The sequence below is a fragment of the Sphingobacterium spiritivorum genome, from assembly GCF_016725325.1.
In the GTDB taxonomy this organism is placed as follows: Bacteria; Bacteroidota; Bacteroidia; order Sphingobacteriales; family Sphingobacteriaceae; genus Sphingobacterium.
On record NZ_CP068083.1, the window covers coordinates 518,077 to 536,344 of the forward strand.

The window sequence follows — 18,268 nt, forward strand, 5'->3', positions numbered from 1 at the left end:
ATATTTTTAGTTTTAAAACTAATATTTTTAGATTTTTAATCGAATTAAATATTTGATTGTTCAGATCGGCCAAATAATTATACTCCGTTTCACCGGCTGTTTATTCCTGTTCAGAAATAAAATTTGAGGGTTTAGTTAAAAAACATGTGCTATTTAAAGAATAAAGCCCAATTTTGTATCTTACAATATATATATCGTATTGCTCATACGCTAATTTTTTCAAGTTTGACAGCATACAATAAAGAGGTGATCATTACAGAGAAAAAACTTCCTACAAATAAGGTTAAAAGAATCTTATTGGTTGTTTTCGCCTTCCTGTTATTTTATCTGGTTTCTTTTCTTATAGACCCTTATTCCGAGTTCTGGCAGGGTTATTTTAAACGGGGTGTATTCGAAATTATTGAAGAATTAGTTATTTCCTTTATCTTTTGCTTTCTGATCTCCGAATCCAGTATTTTTATCCATTCGCGTCTGAATAAATATGCTCCGTGGACAAAAAACAAAATAAAAAGACTGATACTGGAACTCAGTCTCAATTTTTTTGTTGTACTGATTCTCATTGTTCTGAATTCGGTATGCTATTACCTGATCTATGATGATCCGGCCTACTCTCAGTCCGAGCCGTCTATAGAAGAAATCCGAAACCTGCTGCAGTTTATTATTGTCAGTATGATTATTTCCTTTATGATTATCTCCATCAATACAGGAAGTTATCTGATCAACAACTGGGTAAACACGGAGACACAGGTCGCAAATCATAAATTGCGCACAGCGGAATGGAAACAGGCTTCTGTAGAAGCAGAACTTAATGCCTTGAAACTACAGCTGAACCCACATTTTATCTTCAATAATCTGAGTGTACTCTCCGAGCTTATACTGGAAGATCAACAACTCGGATATGCGTATTCAGAGAGTTTTTCCAAAGTATATCGTTTTCTGCTGGTCAATTCTGAACTCTTATATTTTCCTGATCAAACATCGTATCGGACAGGGGGTGCACTTTGAAATCGACGTCCAGGAAGAGAGTAAAAACATGTATATCCCGCCGCTCACCCTCCAGTTGCTTATAGAAAATGCCCTGAAGCATAATAAAACGGATCGTAAAAATCCGCTCAGAATAACAATCCGTACAAGTACACAACATATATTAACGGTAGAAAACACCTTATCACTGATAGAAAAACCTGAAGGGTATTCGACAGGTATAGGACTGACTAATATTATCAGCCGATTTAATCTTCTGTCCAAACAGCCTCCCGAAATTGTGACGAGTACGGATTCATTTAAAGTAATTATTCATTTAATGGAGTATGATCGATAAGATAGTAATAGTCGAAGACGAAAAACTCAATGCAGATCGCCTTAAGCGTTTGATCCATACCATACGACCCGATGCCTGTGTATTGGCCGTATTGGACAGTGTAAGTGATGCGGTAGTCTGGTTTTCTAAAAACGGAATGCCGGATCTGGTGATGATGGACATCCGGCTGTCTGACGGTGTGAGCTTTGATATTTTTGAACGGGTGAAGATCGATTGCTTCATTATCTTCACTACTGCTTATGATGAATATGCCGTCCAGGCTTTTAAATATAACAGTGTTGATTACCTGCTCAAACCAATCGAACAGGAGGAACTTGAAGTAGCTTTCAGGAAAACAGAAATGTATAATTCCATCAATACCAACCATCTTTCGATAGAACGCTTATTACATTATATCCAGCCAAAAGAATACAGAACAAGATTTTTACTTCCCTTCCGAGATGGCTACAAAACAGTATTGGTAAGTGACGTCAAATGTATCTATGTGGAACTGAAAGCGATAAAGGCCCGTCTCCGAAACGGAACGGATATTTTACTCTCGCAAAGTATGGAGGAGCTGGAGCAACAGCTTGATCCCCGTCTGTTTTTCAGAGCCAACCGGCAGTTTATTGTCCATATTGATGCTGTACAGCAAGTGGTCAATTACTTCAACGGTAAACTTAAAGTGATATTAAACGGTATCGATATGGAGGTTATCGTTAGCCGGGAAAAGGCTGTCGTATTCAAAGAATGGCTTGACTCTTAATGGTGTCAATCTCCGGAAGAACAAGATTTGTTCTTTTCTGTTGCATTCAGGGAATTGTCTTTACTCTACTTTCCTATTGCATCAGGATATTGAGTAATATACAAATAAGACCGGCTCCGAAAAAGAGCCGATCCCTAATATAAACACCCACTAAAATTTATTCTGTACCACCACCCAATGCTCTGTATAGCTCTGTCATGGCATCATATTTTTCTTTCTGTATATTGATTGCTTCCAGATCGTTCTGTAAGGAATTATTCTGTGCCGTAATGACTTCCAGGTAGGTTGCCATACCACTTTTGTATAACAGCATTGCATCGTTTACGGCCTTTTCCAAAGAGGCTTTCCGTTGTTTTACCAGACCTACACGTTCGTTTGTATATTGTGCTTTGGCCATAGCATCTGATACTTCAGCTACAGCATTCATGACAGACTGGCGAAATTGTTCGGCTGTTTTCTGCTGTTCTATTTTTGCCTGCTCGTAGTTTGTTTGAAGTTCTTTCTTCTGAAATATAGGTTGCGTAATATTTCCGGCAATATTCTTCACCAATGATCCCGGAAGGTCAAACCAGTTATTAAACTTGAAGGAGTTGGCTCCGATGGAAGGAGTGAGACTGATGGAAGGATACATCGCTACTTTGTTCAATCCTACATTGGCATTTGCCACTACGACAGCATATTCTGCTACTTTCAGATCAGGTCTTCTGCTTAATAGCAGTGCAGGTACACCTACCGGAAAATTCTCTTCAAGGCTGTATGTTTCCAATCCTGCAGAACGGTCAATCCGATCCGGATATGCACCGCACAGAATACTCAACGCATTTTCCTGTATGGCGATATTCTGTTTGGCTAAAGGAACCAGTAACTCAGCGTTTTTTTTCTGTGCTTCGGCCTGTTCTACTCCTAATGAGTTGACCTGGGCAGATTGAAACTGAAGTCTGATCATCTGCAATGTCTCCTCACTGAGCTCGATATTATTTGCTGCAATTTTCAGCTGTTCATCTAATGTGATCAGATTATAGTAGGCTTGCGCAACTTGCACGATAATACGGGTTTTCAGTGCGGTCAGGTTTTCCTGCTGCATCAGATAATTTGCTCTGGCAGCTTCTTTCTGCAGGCGCACTTTTCCCCAGATATCTGCTTCCCATGATGCTGTAAGTGTTGCAGAAAAATCATCCATGTATTTTTCTCCTGTAAACTGTTCACTCAGAGATCCGTTCAGGGAATTCCTGGACTGATAGACACGGGATGCTCCTACAGCAAGATTAAGTGTTGGCAGCAATCCCCGCTTAGCCTGCTTATAGGATAAATCCAATTGTTGCAGATTCAGCATAGCAACTGAAATATCTTTATTCTTTTCTAATGCCCTTTCTATCAATATGACAAGATCAGGATCTTTAAAAAAGGTCTTCCATGGCAACAGAACAGTATCTCCTGTCACCTGTACCTGTTCTCTGTAATTTTCCGGTGTGGCCAGATCCGGACGACTATATGGTTTACCAACCGCACAGGAGGATAGCAACACTGCTGTTCCTATGCACATGGCGATATGATTGATGATTGATCTCATTACTCTATATTTTGTACTTGTTGGTTTGTTTTATTTTTCCCTGAAACTTTTTCCTGCAGATATTGAAACAGCATATACAACAATGGAATTACGAATACTCCGAAAATAACTCCTGTCAGCATCCCGATAGCTGCACCGGTACTGATGGATCGGTTACCCATTGCTGAACCTCCGGTGGCTACCATCAGTGGAATCATTCCCACTATAAAGGCCAGTGATGTCATGATTATCGGTCTCAACCTGGATCGTGCACCGTCTATAGCAGAATCTTTGATAGAAGATCCCGCAGCTCTCCTTTGCACAGCAAATTCGACGATAAGAATAGCATTCTTGGCAAGAAGTCCGACCAACATAATCAGACCAACCTGAACATAGATATTGTTATCCAGTCCGATGGCTTTTATGGAAGCAAAGGCTCCTATAATACCTGTAGGTATGGATAGCAATACAGATAGTGGCAAAAGATAGCTTTCGTATTGGGCTGCCAGCAGGAAATATACAAACAGCAGACAGAGGGTCAGAATAATGACAGTTTGATTTCCGGCAGATTTCTCTTCCAGACTCAGACCTGTCCATTCATATCCATAATCAGAAGGCAGTTTACCGAGTACATTCTTTTCCAGATTGTCCATAACTTGTCCGCTACTTACTCCCGGCACAGGAACGACACTAATGGTCAGTGCATTAAAGAGATTATATCTGGATAAAGATTCCGGACCATATACTTTTTTGAGTACTACCATTGCTTTCACCGGAACCATCTGATTCTGGTCATTACGCACAAATATTTCATTGAAGGCATCTTCGTCCATTCTGAATACGCCATCTGCTTTTACATTGACTCTATAGAATTTACCGAATCTTGTAAAATTCAGGGACTGATCACCGGCAAAATAAGATTGTATCGTACTCATCATGCTATTGATCTGTACGCCCATCTGCTGTGCTTTATCTTCGTCAACTTCGATTTCCAACTGTGGAAAATCGGCTCTGAACGTGGTGTAAGCATACTGAACACCCGGCTGTTGCATAATCTCTCCCATGACCTGATCCGCCATCTTTTTGAGGGCTTCCGGAGATTTGCCAGCTTTGTCCTGCAGAACAATCTCTGCTCCTCCGGTAACACCGTAGCCGTCAACCGGCGGACTTCTGAAGGCCATTACTGTACCTTCTTTGATGGCTGCAAATTGTCCGGACAGGATGCCCATGATCTCATCTATATCCTGTATCTGACCACGCTCTTTTTTAGGTTTCAGCTTGATAAATCCCATAGCATATGCCGGACTGGCACTATTGGACAGAATGTTAAATCCGGTAATCGTTGAGCTTGTCTCGACAGATTCTGTTTTTTCCAGAATAGCATCTATTCTTTCAGCTGTCGCTGTGGTTCTGTCCAAAGCGGTTCCCGGGGGCATACTTAAATTATAGATGATAAATCCATCATCTTCCATCGGAACAAAACTTTTTGGCGTACTCATCATTAACCATCCGGCTACTGCAGTGATAAGTACAATGAATCCTGCACCCAGCCATTTTTTTGCCGTCAGAAATTTCAGACCTGTTATATATTTCCCAGTAAGGTTATCAAATCCGGCGTTAAATGCTGTAAAGAATCGTTTTTTGAATCCGGCTTTTGCAGTTGATTCCGAATGTCCTTCTGCATGATTATTTTTCAGCAATATTGCACATAAGGCGGGTGTAAGGGTCAATGCATTGACTGCTGATATAATAATTGCAATCGCTAATGTATATGCAAACTGCTTATAAAATATACCTGATGAACCGGTCATAAATCCAATCGGAATAAATACTGCGGACATCACAAGTGTGATCGAGATAACAGCACCCGTAATTTCACCCATTGCACTGTGCGTAGCTTCTTTACCAGTCAGATTAGTTCCCTCCATCTTACTGTGTACCGCTTCGACCACCACAATAGCATCATCGACAACAATACCAATGGCGAGCACCAGAGCAAAGAGTGTCAGTACATTGATCGTAAATCCAAATACAAGAAGGAAAAAGAATGTACCTACAATAGCGACCGGTACCGCAATAGCTGGAATAATAGTAGATCTGAAATCCTGAAGAAATAGAAATACGACAAGAAACACCAGTATAAAGGCTTCGATCAGTGTTGACTTGACCTGCCCTGTAGCTTCATCCAGGCGCTCTTTTGTACTCATCAGATTCACATATTTTACTCCTGGAGGAAATGTTTTCGAAGCATCGGTAAGCACATCTCTTACACCGATTTCAATATCATTGGCATTGGATCCGGTCGTCTGCAGAATGGCTACCGTCACGGCATTTTTACCGTTAGATGTTGAATTTCCGCTATAATTGATCGATCCGAATTCTATACGTGCCACATCTCTCAGCCTTACAAGCTCTGTCCCATTTCTTTTGACAATAATATTCTCATATTCTTCCGTCTGGTTCTTTTTACCTTTGTAACGCATTACATATTCCAAAGCAGCATCAGACTCTTCTCCTAATTTTCCGGGAGCAGCTTCTATACTCTGGCTGGAAATTGCCTGATTGATATCAGCAGGGATCAATCCGTAAGCCGCCATTTTTTGTGGATTCAGCCATACGCGCATAGAATAATCCTTGATACCAAATACTTGCGCCTGTCCTACCCCCGGTACCCGTTTAATCTGGGGAAGTACGTTGATATTGACATAATTTTGCAAAAAGAGTTCATCGTATTTACTGTTATCTTCGGTATATACGTTGAAGATCATGATCATACTGTTTTGCTGTTTGGAAGTGGTAAGTCCCATACGGATCACCTCTTCAGGAAGTATAGGTGTGGCCTGCTGCACTCTGTTTTGTACATTCACCGCAGCCTGGTCAGCATTAACACCCTGTTTGAAAATAATAGAAATGGAAAATGATCCGTCATTACTGGCGCTGGACTTAATGTATTCCATATTTTCAACACCATTTATCTGTTCTTCCAATGGGGTCACCACCGAACGGATCACGGCCTCACTGTTTCCGCCGGGATAGCTTCCTGACACCATAACGGTGGGTGGAGAAATATCCGGAAAACGGGTAACGGGCAGTCTTAATAAACCGATAATACCGAGTATCAATAATACTACGGAAATTACGGTGGCCATTACTGGCCTGTCTATGATCTTTTTTAACATGATTACTTTTTGAAATAATTATTAATGAGCCAACGAGTCTGCTGCAACACTAACAGGAGTTACTTTAACTCCTTCCGCAAGCATATCTATGCGATTGACTGCTATTTTATCGCCGGGTTTTACACCGGATCTGACAATATAATTTTGTCCTGAGCGGCCGGAAATCTCAATAGGTCTCATAGCCACCTTACTGCTGTCTGTAAGTGCAAACACAAAAAATCTATCCTGTATATCTTTTACACTTGCCATAGGTACACTTATCGCTTCGTCTATCTTTCGGGTAAGTACGATTCTGCCTGCACCGCCTGAGCGAAGTACTTTTTCCGGATTGGGGAATACAGCTTTCAGCGCAATGGAACCTGTCGCACGATCGATATTACCACTCGCCACTTCTACTCTGCCTTTGTGCCCGTATACTGTACCATCCGCCATGATGATTTCAACGGTATTCATGCCCTCATCATTCTTTCTGGCTTTTGTAAAATCTATAAATTCAGCTTCACTCAATGAGAAATAGACAAATACATTATTGATTTCAGACAAGGTCGTTAACGGAGAAGCATCTGTAGGTGTTACCAGATTACCCACTCTGTTTGGAATCCTTCCGATATAACCACTCACAGGTGCTTTGATAACTGCAAAGTCTGCGTTTATGCGGGAAGATCCCAAGGCCGATTTGGCCTGTGCAACCTGTGCGGTCGCTGCATCATACTGCGCCTGTGCAGTCTGAAGCTGTAATTCGGAAACAACTTTTCCCTGTACCAGTGGTCTGATTTTGTCAAGTTCGATTCTGGCATTCGCCTGTGCAGCAATGGCTGCCTTTAAGGATGCCTCACTATTATTGACCTGTTCACTGAATACATCTCCTTTTATTTTGAATAAAGCCTGTCCTTTAGTGACATAATCTCCTTCCTGCACAAAAATAGTTTCCAGATAACCGGACACCTGTGCTCTCACATCCACATTAACAGTTCCTTCAATAGTACCCGGATAAGTCTTGATAAGATTGGTGGTTCCTGTTGCTAATGTTATAAAATCGGCATCTACAGCTTGCTCGCCATAGTTTTCCTCTTGCTGATTACCCGTACAAGAGCCTAATATAAAAACGAGTGCAGCGATTGGGATCAAACGATTAAAAGTGCTTCTGAAAATAAATTCCTGCTTTACCATTGTGATATCATTAAAATTTTTCAAGCACAAAGAACCGGAGTTCGTACCTATAATAAATGGAGTAAATTACTGAACCGTAGAAAATCGTATCTGAACCGAATACATTGATTTCTGAATCAGAAAGGGCTTTTCTGTCCCGTCGCTTTTATTTTGTACGGCTAGTGGCATGAAGCGTTGGGAGATTCCAAAATCGTTTTGTATTTTTACCCGGATTGAGAAATCAGACCCATACAAATAAGTCTAACGATATTAGTGTACCGTAAATGAGCGACGAAACGAATTACAACAACGATAATCCGGAAGAACTTACACCCCAAGAAAACGAACAGACAAGTAATACGATTCCTATTACCGGTTTATATGAGAACTGGTTTTTGGATTATGCTTCTTATGTGATCCTGGATCGTGCGGTTCCCCATATTAATGACGGCTTCAAGCCTGTGCAGCGACGCATCCTTCACTCACTGAAAGAGATGGATGACGGACGGTATAATAAGGCGGCCAATGTCATAGGTAATACGATGAAGTACCATCCTCACGGAGATGCTTCTATCGGAGATGCTATGGTACAATTGGGTCAAAAAAATTTACTGATCGACTGTCAGGGTAACTGGGGTGATCCGACTACAGGTGATTCGGCAGCAGCTCCGCGTTATATCGAAGGAAGGCTATCGAAGTTTGCTATTGAAGTTGCTTTCAATCCCGAAACTACCGAATGGCAGCTCAGCTATGACGGTCGTAACAAAGAACCAGTCACATTGCCGGTCAAATTTCCATTGCTGCTGGCACAGGGGGCTGAAGGTATCGCAGTAGGTCTGGCGACCAAGATCATGCCGCACAACTTCAACGAGCTGATCGATGGTTCTATACAGGTCCTGAATGGGGAACGTCCCAATATATTGCCTGATTTCCTTACAGGAGGTATGGCAGATTGTTCGGCTTATAACGAGGGACAACGCGGAGGTAAAATACGGGTACGTGCCAAAATTGAGGAACGGGACAAAAAAACTCTTGCCATCACAGAAATCCCGTTTGGTACAACTACGGGAGGTCTTATTGAAAGTGTCGTCGCCGCCAATGACAAAGGAAAGATCAAGATTAAAAAAATCGAAGACAATACAGCCGAAAATGTAGAAATCATTGTTCACCTTGCTCCCGGAATTTCTCCGGATGTGACCATAGACGCTCTGTATGCATTCACAGCCTGCGAAGTTTCGATCTCTCCCAACACATGTGTCATCAAAAACGACAGACCTCATTTTATGAGTGTCAACGATGTACTCATTGAAAATACAAAAAACACAAAAAACCTGTTGAAACAGGAGCTGGAGATTAAGTTGCATGATCTGCATGAAAAGATTTTCTTCAGCACCCTATTGAAAATATTTATTCAGGAGGGCATGTACAAGCATCCTGATTATGAAAACTCCGGGGATTTTGATACCGTTGTTCAGGTATTGAATGAACTGTTCACACCATTTTTCCACCTCTTCTACCGTCCTATCGAACCGGAGGATTATAAGCGTCTGATCGACAAACCGATGAGTAGCATTACCCGTTTTGACGTAAAGAAAGCGGACGAACAGATGGCAGCACTGGAGGAAGAAATCAAAAATGTAAAACGTCACCTTCGGCAACTGACGGAATATGCCATAGCCTGGTTCGAAAGACTGCGTGATAAATATGGTAAAGGCCGGGAGCGCCGGACCGAACTTCGTGCTTTTGATAAGGTAGAAGCGACACAGGTAGCACTGGCAAATGCTAAATTATATGTCAACCGTGAAGAAGGATTTATCGGTACAGGCATGAAAAAAGATGAATTCGTAAGTGACTGTTCCGATATCGATGATATCATCGTATTCCGCGGAGATGGCAAATATGTGGTCACAAAGATTCAGGACAAGGTTTTTGTTGGTAAAGATATTATTCACGTGGCGGTCTTCAAAAAAGGAGATGAGCGCACCATCTACAATGCGGTATACAAAGAAGGTGGGACAGGTACCAGCTATGTAAAACGATTTGCAGTAGTAGGTGTAACCCGTGATAAGGAGTATGATGTATCGAAAGGATCGAAAGGATCTAAAATATTATATTTCACGGCTAACCCTAATGGTGAAGCTGAGATAATCAATGTACAGTTAAAACCACATTCTAAGCTTCGTAAGCTGACATTTGATTTAGATCTGGCTGAAATTGCAATCAAAGGAAGGGCATCTCAGGGGAATATTGTATCGAAATATCCCGTCAAAAAGATTTCGTTCAAAAGCGCTGGTGTATCGACACTGGCAGGACGTAAAATATGGTACGACGAAATCCTTAAACGTTTGAATGTCGATGAAAGAGGTAAATATCTGGGTGAATTTGACGGAGAAGACAAAATACTGGTTGTACTATCAGACGGCTCATATGAGTTGTCCAACTTTGATCTGAGTAATCACTTTGATGAGAAGATGATTCGTATTGAGAAGTTCTACCCTGACCATGTATATTCTGCGATTCATCAGGACGGCAAAAGTGGAACTACTTATGTAAAACGTTTTACATTCGATGACCTTCCGATAGGTAAACGTATGACACTGATCAATGACGAGCCGGGATCTAAGCTGATCGTATTGACCAATGCTGCTGTACCGGTTGTCAAACTGGAGCTCCTCAAAGGAAAATCGCAGACAGAAGAAGTACTGGAACAATCTCTTACTGAGATTATCGATGTAAAAGGTATCAAAGCTCAGGGTAACAGATTATCCTTCCATAATATCAGGAAAATTGAGCTGATTACACCGGAAGAGGATCTGACTTTAATAAAAGAAAAAGCAGCAAACGAAGCCGTTGCCCAAGCAACCGGAGAAGAGGCTAAATCAGATGAATCCGGAAATGTTGAGGCATCAGACGACAAAGGAACGTCTGCGGATTCCGGAATCAAACTGGAGATTACAAATCCGGATGATATACAGATAGATGATAAGGGACAGATGGGATTATTTTAATGTACATCTTTTCTATACACGGTAAAAAGCAAAACGGGCTATTCTTAAAAAGATAGCCCGTTTTTTATTTCATAGGATTTATGCTTTATTGTTTATCCCACCATACACGTCCGGATAGATTATCTCCTCCCGGAACAGCAGCAGACGCAGCTTTATAGTAAGCACTATTAGATCCTGCTTCTTCCGCTACCGGATAAGGAAAACGACGTGGTATCGTACCGCCTGTTGCATTTCCCGGATACACAACCGGTGTCAGATTCGGATATCCGGTTCTTCTCCAGTTGAACCATGATTCATAAAAATTCAGTGCTGTATTTTGATGAATCCAGTATTGCTGACCAATCTGAGCCAGTCCGCCTGTCAGCGGATGTGAAGTAGCATAGGTCTCGGCATCCGCATCACTTATTGTTAATGCAGCATCATACTGACCTAAGAATGTAATACCGGCTTTTACGGCATTTTTATAATGAGTAGCAGCCGAACCTCCTATCCCCCATCGCTGTGCAGCCTCAGCTAACAAAAGCTCACTCTCCGCATAGGTCAGAATAAATGTAATTCCATCTCTTTTAATCATTCCCGGATGTGGTGACGAATATTCCGGAAAACTGGTGTAGGAAGGATGCGAACTGATCGCATACAAAGGATTACTATTCAGATCTTTCCCGTTTGGCATACCTTTCTGAACCGCAGGGTCGGTCACGTAATTTGGGTTTTGTTTTTTATTTCCATTATCATCCAGTTCATTTGGAGTAAGGAAAAATTTAGTAACGGCTACATTTATACGCGGATCATTTGCACTCTTCAAGGCATTGATAAAGGTATCCGACCATTTCACATAATAATGTTCCTGTCCGCCGTCGCCCAATAATACCTGAGCATTACGGTTCTGTGTCACACGTGCACCACTGAGATCATGCTTCAAAAAAGCATTATCCGCATTGCTTTGAAGGGTTTTACCAACCACTTTCTCGGCGTATGCTTTGGCAGTTGTCTCGTCCACTTTAGTCAGACGCATAGCTAATCGTAAAATCAGGGAGTTTCCAAAGCGTTTCCACTTTTCGAGGTCACTTTTATAGATCACATCACCTGTTACCTGATCTGCATTGGCGTCTAATGCGGCCATAGCTTCTTCCACCTCTTTCAGCATACTCATATATATTTCCTGCTGTTTATCGTATTTGGCAGACAGATTATTCTGATAGTAACCCTTACCGGCTTCGGAATAAGGAACATCTCCATACAGATCTGTGATCCGGGCAAAAATAAGGGATTTCCAGATACGTGCTACGTTATGCAGATTCTTATATTGTGGTTTATCACGAGTCAGTTCGATTACATCCACTATCGGTTTTACCTGTTCAGCATAAGCCCTTTCCCAATAAGCCGAAGTATACCAGGGAGTAAGCATGTATTTATCTCCCGCCCAATAGCTGACCACTGATGAAAGTCCCTGTATCATGGTACCTGAGTAGATAAGATTACCACGCCAGGTCTCATAAGCAAAGTCTGTACTTCCTGTATACGTCAACTGTGAAGTGGTAAAATTGAAATTAGGATTAAAAGTTGTCGGCCCGCTATTAACAGGATCCGTATTAATATCCACAAAATCTTTGGTACAGGCTGTCATTCCCAAAAGTCCGGCTACAACCAAAAGACCATATATTTTTATTGTGTTCTTTTTCATACTGTTCTTCTTGATTAAAATTTAACATTTAAGTTTACCCCAAAAGTTCTAGCCGGCGGCATACCTCCCAGTTCCAGACCAGGGAATGTCGCATTGTAGCTGGATTCCGGATCTATATTATCTGTTTTCTTCATCAGAATAAACAGATTACGGGCTACCAGACTGACATTTAAACTATTGATCTTATTATTAAACATCTTCGCAGGGAAACTGTAACCGAAAGTCAACTGTCTGAATTTGATAAAACTGGCATCATTCACAAAACGGAATGATGTATTGTTGGCTGTATTTTCATAAAATTTGGGTGCAGTATTACCCAATGTCTCGCGATTTTCCAGAGTCTCTTTGTGTAATCCTTTGATATAGCCCAGATAGTCTGTTCCGGAGAACAGTTTGCCTCCGAATTTACCGTCAATCAGGAATCCGAAGTTGAATCTTTTGTATGTAAAGTCATTGTTCCAGCCGGCAAACCATTTGTTATAGGCAGAACCATAATCTTTCAATTCACCTCTGTCCGGAGAACCGTCTGCCAGTCTTACAATTTCTCCGTTTGCATCATACTTATAGTCGTATGCTACAATCTGACCCAAAGCTTTTCCCGGAATATTCTTCAGAAAACCTACACCGGAACGAGATGTCGCAATCAGTTGTTCAGGAACACCATCTGCAAGAGAGATAACTGTATTCTTATTGTAAGTCATATTAATAGAAGAAGTCCAGTTGAAATCTTCCTTTTTAATAATAACTCCGGTAATCAATGCTTCTACCCCTTTATTTTCAATAGATCCTGAATTCAGAATCGCTCCGTCATATCCTACTGTGCTTGATGTAGTCACAGCGGTAATCTCATCATCCGAACGTTTTTTATACCAGGTCAGATCGACATTCAAACGGTTATTGAAAAAGCGTAAATCAGTACCGATCTCTAGTTCGGAGGCTTTAGATGCTTTTAATCCTGAATTCGGAATCTCCAGATTATTGATCAGGCCTAAAGAGGCACCATTTAAGGATTCACTCATCACTCTATAGGTCAACGCTGTCTGATAAGGCCGTGTAGCTTGTCCGACAACAGCATAACCGGCTCTTAATTTACCGAAGTTGATAGTGGAAGAATTAAGAAATTCGGTAAAAACAAAGGAACCACTGATAGAAGGATACACCACATTCAGTTTATTATCCTTACCAGGTGCGGCGAGTGTAGAGAACCAGTCTGAACGTGCACTACCTGTCAGATATAAAATATCTCTGTAGGCAAATTCCATTGTTCCATATACAGACTGCGTTTCCTGTTCTGTCTCTGCATAAGCCACAGATTTGTTCTTTAAACCTGCAATATTGTATACTCCTGGAACCAGAACTCCAGATCCCTGATTGATAGTCAGATCTGTCTTTGTATTACGGTAACTTGCACCTACATTAGGAGTCAGGGAAATATCGTCATTTACTTTAAAAGACTTACCGACTAATACGTCCGCATTGATATCTGAAAAACGCATTTTCTGTGACACCAAATTATTAGGCGGTACATATGCAAGCCCCGGAGGGAGTACGCTCAGGTAACTATTGGTATAAAAATCCTGTCCTGCACGTCCTTGTATAAACAGGCCGTTATCAAACGTATAGCGGGCAGAAATGGAACTGATCAACCGGTTTCTGTCTGTATTATTCTGGATTTCATAAGCCGCAAACCAAGGATTTGTATCCCATGTATTTCCGGTATTGTAAGGTATTTCTGCTCCCTTATCTGTTTTCCAGGGCTTCAGATCTCTGATATCCAGACTTGTTGGCAGAAATACAGCATTGTAATTGGCACTACCTGCACCATCCGAAAGCATCGGACGATTCTTTGCTTTTTCAATAATATAATTTGCCCGTGCATCAATAGCCAGTCTTTTGATAGGTTCAAATGTACCTGTCAGATTAAAAGATTGTCTGTCTAAACCCGAATTAGGCATTATAGATTTATTTGAAACATCACTGACAGAAAAACGAAGTGCTCCTCCGTCAAATGATTTATTCAGGGCTAAAGAATTGGTCCAGGTATGTCCGTCTTTATAGAAGTTTTTTATATTATTTTGCTGCGCAACATAAGGTCTGGAAACCCCGTCAAACTGAGGCACACTGCTTCCGTCCAATTTTGCTCCCCAGCTGGATCCGCCTACCTGAGCAGCAGCAGCTGCACTTACCGGTTTTTCACCATTGGTTCCCTGACCATATACATATTGCCAGTCGGTGCGGTCCATTACCTGTTCTACGACATAGTTACTACTGAAATCAATCCCGGAACCTTTTCCTGATTTGGTTGTGATCAGGATAACCCCTGCTTTGGCACGTGAACCATAAAGCGCTGATGCAGCTGCACCTTTCAGTACAGATATACTTTCGATGTCATCAGGATTCAAGTTACCGATAGCATCTCCCATATCCGGCGCATTGTCCCATTGACTCCCTTTATTTCCGTTAGGGTTAGTATTTCCGAATCCTACCGGCGCATTTTCCATAGGAACACCATTGATGACATACAGAGGCTGATTCGTCTGGCTCAGACTGGATGCCCCTCTGATCACCACACTGGTCGCTGACCCGACACCTCCGGAAGTAGCACTCACATCAAGACCGGCCACTTTACCGACAAGAGAGTTGGCAATATTGTTTTCACGAGCCTGTGTCAGTGTCTCCCCGTTAATCTGGGTTACGGAATAACCTAGCGTACGCTTTTCACGGGTCACGCCCAGAGCTGTGACTACGACTTCATTTAAAAGCTGATTGTCTTCCTGCAGTGCGATTTTAATCTCATTGTTGTTTTGAACCGTTACTTCCTGAGACAGATAGCCGGCAAAAGAAATTAACAGTACACTACCGGAATTTACATCTAATTCAAAGCGGCCATTCAGGTCTGTTGCTTTACCGATAGCCGTTCCTTTAAGGCGTACAGTCGCTCCGGATAGTGCTACTCCCTGTGCATCCGTTACTATTCCTCTCACTTTTAATTGTTGTCTGGGTGTAATCACCACAAGTCCGTCACCTGAAACAGAATATTGAAGATCAGATCTTTTGAAAAGTCTATCCAATACATCGACAACCTTCGTTTCTTTTACAGATAAGGATATTTCTTTGTTCAATAATTGGTTTGTCGAGTTATAGACAAAGTAGTAATCGCTATTTTGTTCTATAATCTTCAACACTTTACTCAGTTTGGTTTTGTTAACATCTAAGGTAACTTTTTGCTGAGAATAGACACCTGCCGACACATGGAGGCAGGCGATTAACATCATAATCAAAGTTAGTTTCATCCAGATAATGAATCTAAAGCGCATAAAACATACCTTATGCACTTGCAATAAGCAATTTTTAATCATACTTTGGTACTTGGTTAAAGTTAAAACTTGGCAGCGCACTTTTTGGCTTAGTTATGCTGCCGGTTTACTAATCATTTTTTAGGAGGATGGTGTTGGCTCACCATCCTTTTTAATTATTCATAAATCGTTATTTTTTTTCCATATATTTTATATTTAAAAGGGTTTACTTTTTGTAATGAACTGAGCACCTGCCCAATATCTTCTTTACTAAAGGTGGCTGTAAATCTAAAATCATTTAACTGATGACCTTCCAGTTCGATATCCACATCATACCAGCGTTCCAGTATATGTTCCAACGACGAGAAGTCCTGATCTACGATCTCCAGACGGCCTTCTTTCCACGCAATATCTGCTAAAGGTATTTCTGCACTTACCGGCTGCAGGTCCTGAATCGTAATTTCCTGAAGAGGCAATTTTTTTGTTTTCTTTACTCTTTCCGGAAGAGCTTCTTCTTTTTTATCTGTTTTAGAAATAATTACTTTCTGATTTGGCTTTAATATCAGAGAGTTCTCATTCCCTCTTTTACTTTTCATTTCAATGAGACCGTGGATAAGTACGGCTTCAGAAGTTTTTTCATCCGGATAGGCCTTTACATTGAAAGCAGTACCCAAAACCCGGATATCGAAATCTTGTGTATGAAGAACAAAAGGTTTGTCTTTGTTTTTACTGACATCAAAAAAAGCCTCTCCTATGAGTGTTACATTTCGTTCATTCTTATTGAAGCTATCGCCGACAAAAAGCTTACTTCCGGCATTTAATGTAACCTTAGTTCCATCAGAAAGCTGAATAGTTTTTTTCTCTCCATTGGCCGTCACATAGCTGATCCGGGAAGTAGAAGAAGGTTCTTCCTGTACATTCCAACGCTGCAGACTCCAGAACAATCCGCCTGCAAGTACTACTACTGCAGCGGCTATTTTGAGCCAGAATGAAAAACGTATTATTTTATTTTCAGCCGGAGGGGAAATTACTTCCATGTCAGCCTTCAGTTTATTCACCTGCACATTTAGCGGCTTCTTATTTCCTACGAGGATAGTATAAAGCTTTTTCGCCTGCAGTATTTTTTCACGTTGTTCGGGATGATGGCGTAAATAGGTTTCCCAATATTGAATACATTGCTGGTTTTCTCCCGAACAATACTGTTGAAAGGTATCGTCAATAAGAAAATCTTCAACATTTTCGTATCTGGTGTTTATCATTTGGTCCTCTTTCCCTTATAGTGCCCTATATGGAAAGAATTGCCTAAGAAAAAAAATTAAAAAATCACAAATATCTGATTATCAGATATAAATAATTAAAAATCTTTTAGCTCTTGTCGTAATATTTTGAGGGCATCATATACGGTATTATAAGCAGTCTTGATGGTTTGCTGTGTTTGAGCCGCTATCTGTTCATAGGTAAGCCCTTCGAAAAACTTAAGATGGATAAGTTGTTTTTGCCTGAAGGTAAGCTTTTCGAGTGCTTCTTTCAACCGGTGCTGAATCCACTCATTGGTTTGTACTTTTATTATAAACTCATCATATGGCATTTCAAACCAGTCATCCTCAGCCTTGACATTTTGTAGTGCTTTATTTATTTTATTCTGCTTTTCTACGAGTCTGAGCAGTTTGCGTTTGAGAAAGGTAATGAGGTAAGCCTGGACATTCTCTACTCTTTCCAGTTTATCTCTTTTCTCCCATAATGTCACAAATACCTGATCCGTCGCCTCACTGGACAGCTCTGCATCTCCACTTGTGCGTATACCAAAATTGACCAATTCATAAAACAGTGCTTTATAGAGATCAAAGAAAGCATCTTCATCTCCATTCCGCATCCGTTCCCAAAGAAGTCTATAGGTCAGTTTATTGTTCATATATGATTCGTGTAGTTGCAGTTATTTTTCTTGGACAACTATGCTTTCACAGTAACCTTTTTTATAATGATCAGGAAAGTGTTAAAAGTAATCATATTAGTATTATGAACCTTGAAAAGTTTAATATTATTTAAAAATTTATAATTTACTTATTTCCCATTTTGCCATTTTTGCTTCTTACCACTATGCATACCCATAGAAGTTTTTGACTTCCTGTGTGATTTGTGACTATCATAAGCAGAGCATAAGTCCTTAGAACCGGAACAGCTCTGTATACTATAGAGTGTACAAATTATAAAAGTTATGAGTATCAGTTTAAATCCCTTTTTTAGCATCTCCCTGAAATTTAAGTTTATCCTTATACCTTTTCTTCTTTTCAAATACTTTTTCAATTCCATTTGATGAAATGGTATTTAGATATAGAA

The 18,268-nt window shown here is 40.8% G+C and carries 11 protein-coding genes; 4 read left to right on the plus strand and 7 right to left on the minus strand.

Annotation, left to right across the window (positions count from 1 at the left end; genetic code table 11):
- The first annotated feature begins 225 nt into the window (after positions 1-225).
- Genes I6J02_RS01955 through I6J02_RS01960 form a run of 3 tightly spaced genes read left to right on the plus strand, consistent with a single transcriptional unit; the run spans position 226 to position 2,066 of the window.
- Positions 226-1,005 (plus strand): histidine kinase, encoded by a 780-nt coding sequence (locus tag I6J02_RS01955; RefSeq protein WP_236582255.1) that lies wholly within the window; start codon positions 226-228, stop codon positions 1,003-1,005.
- A gap of 28 nt (positions 1,006-1,033) precedes the next feature.
- A complete protein-coding gene (locus I6J02_RS21700) occupies positions 1,034-1,321 on the plus strand; it encodes a hypothetical protein (protein ID WP_236582256.1) in 288 nt (95 codons plus the stop codon).
- Positions 1,311-2,066 carry a LytR/AlgR family response regulator transcription factor gene (locus I6J02_RS01960; protein ID WP_201680168.1) on the plus strand — a complete coding sequence of 252 codons (756 nt, stop codon included), beginning with the start codon at positions 1,311-1,313 and terminating at the stop codon, positions 2,064-2,066. Before I6J02_RS21700 ends, I6J02_RS01960 begins: the two co-directional genes overlap by 11 nt.
- Positions 2,067-2,223: 157 nt before the next feature.
- On the opposite strand, the gene I6J02_RS01965 is transcribed toward I6J02_RS01960, so the two are convergent.
- Genes I6J02_RS01965 through I6J02_RS01975 form a run of 3 tightly spaced genes read right to left on the minus strand, consistent with a single transcriptional unit; the run spans position 2,224 to position 7,964 of the window.
- Positions 2,224-3,636 (minus strand): efflux transporter outer membrane subunit, encoded by a 1,413-nt coding sequence (locus I6J02_RS01965; protein ID WP_201680169.1) that lies wholly within the window; start codon positions 3,634-3,636, stop codon positions 2,224-2,226.
- Positions 3,636-6,794 carry an efflux RND transporter permease subunit gene (locus tag I6J02_RS01970; protein WP_201680170.1) on the minus strand — a complete coding sequence of 1,053 codons (3,159 nt, stop codon included), beginning with the start codon at positions 6,792-6,794 and terminating at the stop codon, positions 3,636-3,638. The genes I6J02_RS01965 and I6J02_RS01970 overlap by 1 nt, the downstream gene beginning before the upstream one ends.
- A 21-nt stretch (positions 6,795-6,815) precedes the next feature.
- Positions 6,816-7,964 carry an efflux RND transporter periplasmic adaptor subunit gene (locus I6J02_RS01975; RefSeq protein ID WP_201680171.1) on the minus strand — a complete coding sequence of 383 codons (1,149 nt, stop codon included), beginning with the start codon at positions 7,962-7,964 and terminating at the stop codon, positions 6,816-6,818.
- A 263-nt stretch (positions 7,965-8,227) separates the two neighbouring features.
- Here I6J02_RS01975 and I6J02_RS01980 point away from each other — a divergent pair, with 263 nt between their 5' ends.
- A complete protein-coding gene (locus I6J02_RS01980) occupies positions 8,228-10,951 on the plus strand; it encodes a DNA gyrase/topoisomerase IV subunit A (protein ID WP_201680172.1) in 2,724 nt (907 codons plus the stop codon).
- 85 nt (positions 10,952-11,036) lie between these two features.
- Here the strand turns inward: I6J02_RS01980 and I6J02_RS01985 are convergent, their stop codons facing one another.
- The 4 genes from I6J02_RS01985 to I6J02_RS02000 all read right to left on the minus strand — a co-directional run bounded on the left by I6J02_RS01985 (position 11,037) and on the right by I6J02_RS02000 (position 17,843).
- Positions 11,037-12,635, minus strand: coding sequence for a SusD/RagB family nutrient-binding outer membrane lipoprotein (locus I6J02_RS01985; RefSeq protein ID WP_201680173.1), 1,599 nt, complete (start codon positions 12,633-12,635; stop codon positions 11,037-11,039).
- A 14-nt stretch (positions 12,636-12,649) separates the two neighbouring features.
- Positions 12,650-15,952 carry a SusC/RagA family TonB-linked outer membrane protein gene (locus tag I6J02_RS01990; protein ID WP_201680174.1) on the minus strand — a complete coding sequence of 1,101 codons (3,303 nt, stop codon included), beginning with the start codon at positions 15,950-15,952 and terminating at the stop codon, positions 12,650-12,652.
- A 155-nt stretch (positions 15,953-16,107) separates the two neighbouring features.
- On the minus strand, positions 16,108-17,190 hold the full coding sequence (locus I6J02_RS01995; protein WP_201680175.1) for a FecR family protein: 1,083 nt from the start codon (positions 17,188-17,190) through the stop codon (positions 16,108-16,110).
- Positions 17,191-17,285: 95 nt separating this feature from the next.
- The gene (locus tag I6J02_RS02000; RefSeq protein ID WP_201680176.1) at positions 17,286-17,843 is read right to left on the minus strand and encodes an RNA polymerase sigma factor; all 558 of its coding nucleotides are present in this window, start codon (positions 17,841-17,843) and stop codon (positions 17,286-17,288) included.
- Between the last annotated feature and the right edge of the window lie 425 nt (positions 17,844-18,268).